The sequence below is a fragment of the Flavobacterium sp. genome, from assembly GCF_049590715.1.
GTDB lineage: Bacteria > Bacteroidota > Bacteroidia > Flavobacteriales > Flavobacteriaceae > Flavobacterium.
Genome location: NZ_JBAWDL010000069.1, coordinates 1 through 1,844 on the forward strand (window position 1 = coordinate 1; position 1,844 = coordinate 1,844).

Genomic DNA, 1,844 nt, shown 5'->3' on the forward strand with positions numbered 1-1,844 from the left:
AAAGACCCATTCACGGGGAGGCAGGAAGACAAATTGCACTTAAAAATTTATTTTTAGATGGTAGTAGTTTGGTTTTTCATACCGTAAATAGAAACAAAGAATCCTATGCTGCCGATTTAAAAAATCCGGAAGATTTGGAATGTGTTAAAAAATTGATTGCTCGTGCGGATGTCATGACTCATAATTTCCGTCCTGGTGTGATGGAAAAAATAGGTCTTGATTATGAAAAAGTAAAAGGCATCAATCCAAAAATGATCTATGGTACCGTTACAGGTTATGGAACGACTGGACCATGGGTTAAAAAACCGGGACAAGATTTGTTAGTCCAATCGATGTCAGGATTTGTGAATTTAACCGGAAATAAAAATGATGATCCTGTACCTGTAGGCGCAGCGATTTCGGATTTAATTACAGGAACACATTTGGCTCACGGGATATTGGCGAGCATTCTAAAACGTTTCAAAACCAATCAAGGAGCATGGGTTGAAGTAAGTTTATTAGAATCAACTTTAGATCTACAGTTTGAAGTGATTACCACTTATTTGAATGATGGAAACCAAAAACCAGTTCGTGCTGAAAAAGGGGCTGCTCATGCGTATTTGTCAGCGCCGTATGGAGAATACCAAACCAAAGATGGTCATTTAGCACTAGCGATGGGATCGTTGACTCGTTTGGGAGAAATTTTGGATTGCAAAGAGTTAATGACTTATACTGATTCCAATTCTTGGTTTACGCAACGTGATGAAATCATGGCTATTTTGAGAGCCTTTTTGATCGAAAAAACGACAGCAGAGTGGTTGGCAATTTTAGAACCAGAAGGTATCTGGTGTTCGGACGTGTTTGATTACAAAAGGTTATTGAATCACGAAGGATATAAAGTGTTGCAAATGGATCAAAAGCTAGAATTACTTTCAGGCGAAGAAGTCCATACGTTACGTTGCCCAATTCGTGTGGATGATGCCCGCATTTTTGCAAATAAACCAGCACCTCGCGTAGGACAACATACGGAATCTATTAGAGCCGAATTTAATTTGTAACCCGCAAAACTAAAGAAAATGAAACCATTACAAGATATTTTAATCGTTGATATGAGTCAGTTTTTATCGGCTCCATCCGCTACTTTGCGTTTGGCTGATTTAGGGGCGCGCGTCATCAAAGTAGAACGACCAGAAACCGGTGATATTTGCCGTCATTTATATGTTTCGAATGTAATTCTAAACGGGGAATCATCCACTTTTAGAGCTATTAACAGAAATAAAGAAAGTTTTCAAGCCGACTTAAAAATCGAATCAGACAAGCAACAAGTACTAAAATTAATCGCAAAAGCAGATGTTTTTGTACATAATTTTAGACCTGGAGTAATAGAAAGATTGGGTTTTGACTATGAAACTATTAAAAAAATAAATCCGTCAATCGTTTACGGTGACATCTCAGGATACACTGCCGAAGGTCCTTGGAAAGGAAAACCAGGACAAGATTTATTAGTACAATCCTTGTCAGGATTGACTTGGTTGAACGGTAAAAATTCAGATGGTCCGATTCCTGTTGGGATATCAATAGTCGATATTTTAGCTGGAGCCCATTTGGCACAAGGAATTTTGGCTGCTTTAATCAAAAGAGCTAAAACAGGTTTAGGATCTAAAGTATCTATTAGCATGTTAGAAACGATTATTGATTTTCAATTTGAATCCATTACTACTTTTTATCATGATGGAGGCCAACCTACAATTCGTCCAGAGAGTAATAGTGCTCATGCCTATTTGGGTGCTCCTTATGGAATTTACCAAACACAATCAGGATATATGTCGCTAGCCATGGGAGCGATTCCTTTTATAGGGGAATTA

2 protein-coding genes are annotated in these 1,844 nt (G+C 38.0%); both read left to right on the forward strand.

Features of this window, described 5'->3' with window-relative positions; genetic code table 11:
* Positions 1-1,037, forward strand: a 1,037-nt coding sequence (locus WBQ70_RS03590) for a CaiB/BaiF CoA transferase family protein (protein WP_423910675.1), incomplete at its 5' end; no start/stop codon positions are given.
* 18 nt (positions 1,038-1,055) lie between these two features.
* On the forward strand, positions 1,056-1,844 hold a 789-nt coding region (locus tag WBQ70_RS03595; protein ID WP_423910678.1), incomplete at its 3' end, for a CaiB/BaiF CoA transferase family protein.